This window comes from Lactobacillus nasalidis, from assembly GCF_016587775.1.
Taxonomy (GTDB): domain Bacteria; phylum Bacillota; class Bacilli; order Lactobacillales; family Lactobacillaceae; genus Lactobacillus; species Lactobacillus nasalidis.
In genome coordinates this window covers 4,865-10,892 of the sequence record NZ_BOCG01000381.1, presented here as the reverse complement: position 1 = coordinate 10,892, position 6,028 = coordinate 4,865, and the positions used below count along the sequence as shown (strand labels likewise).

Sequence of the window (6,028 nt, the reverse complement as noted above, 5' to 3'; positions counted from 1 at the left end):
CAAGTCGACATCGACCTGGACCCGAAGGACATCCGCGTAGACGTCTACCGGTCATCTGGTGCTGGCGGCCAGCACATCAACAAGACTTCCAGTGCCGTCAGAATGACTCACCTGCCGACGGGGATCGTCGTGGCCATGCAGGACCAGCGGTCTCAGCAGCAGAACCGGGCCAAGGCCATGGAAATCCTGAAGTCGCGGGTTTACGACTACTACGAAAGCCAGAACCGGGACAAATACGATGCCAAGCGCAAGAACGCCGTTGGTACCGGTGACCGGTCAGAAAGAATCAGAACCTACAACTATCCGCAAAACCGGGTGACTGACCACCGGATCGGCTTGACTTTGAACAAGCTGGACCGGATCATGAACGGCGAGCTGGATGAAATTATCGATGCTTTGACGGTTTACTACCAAACCAAGCAATTGGAGGAGCTGGCAGAAAATGCCTAAAACTTTAAAAGAAATGCGGATTGAGGCCAGCGAACTGGCCGAAGAAGCGCGGCCAGAGGAAATCGACTTCCTGCTGGCCGAGCGGTTGGGGATGACCCCGAGCGAGTATCAGCTCAAGCAGGACCGGGAGCTGACTGACGACGAGGTCAAGCAGGTCAGAAAGGACGTCAAGAAGCTGGCCAAGGGCGTTTCCCCGCAATACATTCTGGGCTATGCCTGGTTTTTGGGCTACCGGCTGAAGGTGGCGCGCGGAGTCTTGATTCCCCGCTTTGAGACCGAGGAACTGGTTGAATGGGCCCTGGAATATCTGAAAAGCGGCTCCACCGTGCTGGACCTGGGCACAGGTTCAGGAAACATCACGGTGGCCCTGGCCAAGGAAGCTGCCAGCAAGGGCATCAGCGACCTGCACCTGTACGCCAGTGACGTCAAGGACGCGCCGCTGAGAATCAGTGAGGAGAACTTCCTGGACTACCAGCTGAACGTGACGACCCGCAAGGCCAACGTGCTGCTGGGCCTGGGCAAGTTTGACCTGATCATTTCCAACCCGCCTTACATCAAGCCGGGCGAGAAAAACTTGATGGACCAAAACGTCCTGGCCAACGAACCGGAAGAGGCTCTTTTCGGGGGCGAGGACGGCCTGGCCTTTTACCGGAAGTTTGCCAAGGAAGTCAGAGACCATCTGAATCCGGGCGGCCGGTTCTTCATGGAATTCGGCTTCAGCGAGGAAGACGAGCTGAAGGCCCTGTTCGCTGAAGAACTGCCTGATTTCAAGATGGAATTTCGCCGCGACATGGCCGGCAAGCCGCGGATGCTGTTTGGGGAGTGGCAGAAATAATGGAAACCAAGATTTTTAAACGGGAGCAATTGGACGAGGCAGCCCGGCTGCTCAGCCAGGGGGAACTGGTCGCCTTTCCGACGGAAACGGTCTACGGCCTGGGGGCCCTGGCCACGCGGGATGACTCAGTCAAGAAGGTTTACGCGGCCAAGGGGCGGCCCAGCGACAACCCCTTGATCGTGACGGTGGCTGACGAAGAAATGATGCGGCCTTACGCCAAAGAAGTGCCAGAGCGGGCCGAGAAGCTGATCAAGCACTTTTGGCCTGGTCCTTTGACCATTTTGCTGCTGGCCAAAGAGGGGGCCCTGCCAACCTCAGTGACGGGCGGCTTGAAGACGGTGGCTTTCCGCTGCCCGGATGACCAGTTGACCCACGACCTGATTGCCAAACTGGGCTACCCGATCGTCGGCCCGTCAGCCAACACCTCGACCAAGCCGAGCCCGACCACGGCCCAGCACGTCTACCACGACTTGAAGGGCAAGATTGCCGGCATCGTGGACGGCGGCGAGACTGCTGTCGGCTTGGAGTCGACCATCGTCGACCTGTCAGTCACTCCAGCTGTCGTCCTGCGGCCCGGCAAGATCACTCCTGAGGAAATCAGCCAGGTCTTGGGCGAAGAAGTCCTGATCAACCGGGGAAAGGTGGGCGACAAGGAAGTTCCCAAGGCGCCGGGGATGAAATACCGCCACTACGCGCCAAGCGCCCAGGTCTACGTGGTTGACCGGCCGGAAACTTTCGCCAAGCTCAAGCTGGATGCTTCCTGCGGTTTGATGGCAACCAGCGACCTGCTGGAGCAGCTGGATCTGCCGGAGCAAAATAAATTCAGCTTAGGCAAAAATCTTGCCGAAGCTGACCATAACCTGTTTGCCGGCCTGCGCTATTTTGATGACCGGCCGGAAATTAAAACTATTTATGTCGAAGCCTTTGATCAAGGCGAAGCCAGCCTGGCTTACATGAACCGGTTGAACAAGGCTGCAGGCGGGCACCATATTTAAAGACTGACATTTAATGCTTTTGGAAAAGAAATGGCTTTAAACCATTTCTTTTTTTATTTATAATATAGCTGACATGGTATTTTTGAATGGAGGAACTATATGGGAAAGTTCACTGTGTTAAACCATCCGTTGATTCAGCACAAGCTGACGATTATTCGCCGCAAGGAAACTGGATCAAATGAATTCCGGAGAATCGTTGGTGAAATCGCCGGTCTGATGACCTACGAAATCACCCGCGACCTGCCTTTGCAGGACGTTGAAATCGAAACTCCGATGGGCAAGACGGTTCAAAAGGAACTGGCCGGCAAGAAGCTGACGATCGTTCCTATTCTGCGTGCCGGGATGGGGATGGTCAACGGGGTCTTGGAAATGATTCCGTCAGCCAAGGTCGGTGTCGTTGGGATGTACCGCGATGAAGAGACTTTGAAGCCGGTTGAATACTTCTTCAAGGTCCCGAAGGACGTTACTGAACGCGAATGCCTGGTTGTTGACCCGATGCTGGCTACTGGCGGTTCAGCCAATCTGGCCATTGAAGCGCTGAAGAAGCGCGGCGTGACCGACATCAAGCTGGCTGTTTTGGTAGCAGCTCCAGAAGGCGTCAAGGCTGTTCAAGCTGAAAATCCGGATGTTGACATTTATGCGGCAGCTCTGGATGACAAGCTCCTGCCAAACGGCTACATCTTCCCAGGCTTGGGGGATGCTGGTGACCGGATTTTTGGGACTAAATAATTAAAAATCGACAATAAAAGCGATCGCAAAAGTTCCAATTCCTTTTTATTGGTGTACAATAAATGACGTGTTCGAAGAATTCAACACAAGAAGGGAGGTCACGAAGAATTGGAGAAATCACTTGTCTTCAATATTAATGGTACTGGCCTAAGTGTCGACGTAGTCGGCATTATCGGCTCAACCTTGATGGCAATTGTGGTTTTTGCCATTTGTTACGCTCTTTCACGTAAAGTTGAAATGAAACCGAACAAGAAACAAAATGTCCTGGAATATCTGATTGATTTTACCGATGGGATTGTCAAGGACAACGTCGAAGACCCGGCTGCGCAAAAACATCTGTCTCTTTACGCCTTTGTTTTGTTCCTTTTCATCTTCTGCATGAATCAACTAGGGTTGTTCTTGGAAGTGAAAGTCGGTGACTATATGGTCATCAAATCACCAACTGCTGATCCAGTGACGACAATGTCGTTCGCGATGATGACCTTGCTTCTGTCATTTACCTTCGGGATCCAGAAATTTGGCACGAAGGGCTACCTGCAGAACTATGCACGTCCTGTAGGTTTCCTTTTGCCGATTAACGTCATTGAAGAATTTACCAACTTCTTGACGTTGTCGCTGCGTCTCTACGGTAATATCTTTGCGGGTGAAGTCCTGCTGACCCTGATCGGGAGTCAGCTGGGGCCAAGCATGGGGATCGTAACCAGAATCCTGGCTGCTCCGCTCGCAATGATCTGGCAAGGTTTCTCTGTCTTCATTGGCTCTATCCAGGCGTATGTTTTTGTAACTCTGTCCATGGTTTATATTGGCAAGAAGGTTACGCAAGAATAATTTTTCGGAGGTTTTATTATGACTACAGGTTTAAAGGATTTATCAGCTGCTATCGTTGCTGGTATCGCTGCTTTGGCTGCTTCATGGGGGAACGGTAAGGTTATCTCAAAGACGATCGAAAGCATCGCTCGCCAACCAGAAAGTGCTGGTAACTTGAGATCAACCATGTTTATCGGTGTTGGTTTGATCGAAGCCGTTCCAATCCTGGCTATCGTTATCGCTTTCTTGATTTTGTTCCTGTAATTTTATTCGGAAATTAATTTACATTAGTTACTAAATTGAGAGAGAAGGATTGTCGATGGAATTTCAACCAGTATTCGCCGGCGCTGAGATCTCAATCATTAATACCCTTTGGTATTTAATTGTATTCGGAATCCTTTTGGTGGCCGTCAAGCACTATGCTTGGGGCCCGGTAAAGGACATGATGGAAAAGCGCCGTCAGAAAGTCATTGATGACTTGGATCAAGCTGCCAGCGACCGCAAGAAGGCTGAAACTTTGGCCAACGAACGCGAAGCGGCCTTGAAGAATTCAAGACAAGAAGCAACCCAGATTCTCTCCGATGCCAAAAGCAATGCGCAAAAGACCGGCAAGCAAATCGTCAGTGAAGCCAATGATGAGGCTTCTGCGATCCGCGAAAAGGCCAAGGCCGACGCTGCACAAGCCAAGACCGATGCTTTGAACGCGGCCCGCGACGAAGTTGCCGATCTGTCGGTGACGATTGCGGAAAAGGTAATTGCTAAGAACTTGTCTGCTGCTGATCAAAAGGATTTAGTTGATCAGTTCATTAAGGGGTTGAATGATTAATGGCCTTAAGTAGAGAAGAAACAGCAAGACGCTACGGAACAGCTATCTTTGATTTTGCCAAAGACAACGGCAAAACAGAGGAGATGTTCAGTGAACTGACCGAATTGAGAAAGGCAGTTTTGGCGGAGCCACGTTTTGTGGAAGTTCTGAGCAATCCTGTTTTGGACAGCAAGCAAAAGCGGGCGCTTTTGACTGCTGTGGAACAGGGATTTTCAGCGGAGCTTCAGGAAGTTTTGAACTTCCTGCTCAGCTATGACCGCTTCGGCAACCTGGTTGACATCATTGATTGCTACATTCGCTTGTACAATGCTGCCAACCGCATCGGAACGGGTGTTGCCAAGACTGCCGTCAAGCTGGACAAAGACCAGCTGCAGCGTCTTGCAGACAGCTATGCTGCAAAGTATGGCTTGCAGGCACTTCATCTTGAAAATGAAGTTGATCCAGAAATTATCGGCGGCGTGGTCCTTGAGGTTGAAGGCCGCGTGATCGATGGCTCAGTAAAGCATCGATTGGAAAAAATCCGCGCCGTGTTAACAAAGTAAGTATTATAAAGAGGTGAAACCATTGAGCATTAAAGCGGAAGAAATCAGCTCTTTAATCAAGCAACAACTTGAACACTACGACGATAAGCTGGATATCGACGAAGTCGGTGTCGTAACTTACGTCGGCGATGGTATCGCCCGCGCTCACGGCTTGAACAACGTCTTGTCCAGTGAGCTTTTGCAGTTCGACAATGGTTCCTACGGGATCGCTCAAAACTTGGAAAGCAATGATGTTGGTATCATCATTCTTGGCAAGTTCGACGACATCCGCGAAGGCGACCGCGTCAAGAGAACTGGCCGGATTATGGAAGTTCCAGTTGGGGATGCTTTGATTGGACGAGTTGTTAATCCACTGGGCCAGCCGGTTGACGGTTTAGGTGAAATCAAGACTGACAAGACTCGGCCAATCGAGTCCAAGGCGCCAGGCGTTATGCAGCGCCAGTCAGTCAACCAGCCGCTGCAAACCGGTATCAAGGCCATTGATGCGCTGGTACCAATCGGCCGTGGTCAGCGTGAGCTGATCATTGGTGACCGTAAGACTGGTAAGACCAGTTTGGCGATCGATACCATTTTGAACCAAAAAGGGCAAAACGTAATTTGTATTTACGTTTCAATTGGTCAAAAGGAATCAACTGTTAGATCACAAGTTGAAACCTTGAAGAAGTTAGGGGCGATGGACTACACCATCGTTGTTGAAGCGGGTCCTTCAGAACCAGCGCCAATGCTGTACATTGCGCCTTACTCCGGGACCGCGATGGGTGAAGAATTCATGTACGCCGGCAAGGACGTTCTGGTCGTATTCGACGACTTGTCCAAGCAAGCCGTTGCCTACCGTGAACTTTCC

The 6,028-nt window shown here is 51.1% G+C and carries 8 protein-coding genes and 1 pseudogene; all 9 read left to right on the top strand.

Annotated elements, in window-relative coordinates; genetic code table 11:
• On the top strand, window positions 1-450 hold a 450-nt coding region (locus lacNas_RS07060; protein WP_280515433.1), incomplete at its 5' end, for a peptide chain release factor-like protein.
• Window positions 443-1,285 carry a peptide chain release factor N(5)-glutamine methyltransferase gene (gene prmC, locus lacNas_RS07055; RefSeq protein ID WP_201332089.1) on the top strand — a complete coding sequence of 281 codons (843 nt, stop codon included), beginning with the start codon at window positions 443-445 and terminating at the stop codon, window positions 1,283-1,285. The genes lacNas_RS07060 and prmC, both read left to right, overlap by 8 nt.
• Entirely contained in the window at window positions 1,285-2,280 is a 996-nt protein-coding gene (locus tag lacNas_RS07050; protein WP_201332088.1) for an L-threonylcarbamoyladenylate synthase, read from the top strand. The genes prmC and lacNas_RS07050 overlap by 1 nt, the downstream gene beginning before the upstream one ends.
• A gap of 99 nt (window positions 2,281-2,379) precedes the next feature.
• Window positions 2,380-3,009, top strand: coding sequence for a uracil phosphoribosyltransferase (gene upp, locus lacNas_RS07045; protein ID WP_201332087.1), 630 nt, complete (start codon window positions 2,380-2,382; stop codon window positions 3,007-3,009).
• A gap of 108 nt (window positions 3,010-3,117) precedes the next feature.
• Window positions 3,118-3,837 (top strand): F0F1 ATP synthase subunit A, encoded by a 720-nt coding sequence (gene atpB / locus lacNas_RS07040; RefSeq protein WP_201332086.1) that lies wholly within the window; start codon window positions 3,118-3,120, stop codon window positions 3,835-3,837.
• Window positions 3,838-3,855: 18 nt separating this feature from the next.
• Complete coding sequence (gene atpE / locus lacNas_RS07035) at window positions 3,856-4,080, top strand: F0F1 ATP synthase subunit C (RefSeq protein WP_201332085.1); 225 nt, start codon at window positions 3,856-3,858, stop codon at window positions 4,078-4,080.
• Window positions 4,081-4,135: 55 nt separating this feature from the next.
• Window positions 4,136-4,642, top strand: a complete 507-nt coding sequence (gene atpF, locus lacNas_RS07030; RefSeq protein ID WP_201332084.1) for a F0F1 ATP synthase subunit B — start codon at window positions 4,136-4,138, stop codon at window positions 4,640-4,642.
• Window positions 4,642-5,184 (top strand): ATP synthase F1 subunit delta, encoded by a 543-nt coding sequence (gene atpH, locus lacNas_RS07025; RefSeq protein ID WP_201332083.1) that lies wholly within the window; start codon window positions 4,642-4,644, stop codon window positions 5,182-5,184. Before atpF ends, atpH begins: the two co-directional genes overlap by 1 nt.
• Window positions 5,185-5,206: 22 nt before the next feature.
• Window positions 5,207-6,028, top strand: a pseudogene (locus lacNas_RS14265) (F0F1 ATP synthase subunit alpha); the annotation flags it as partial.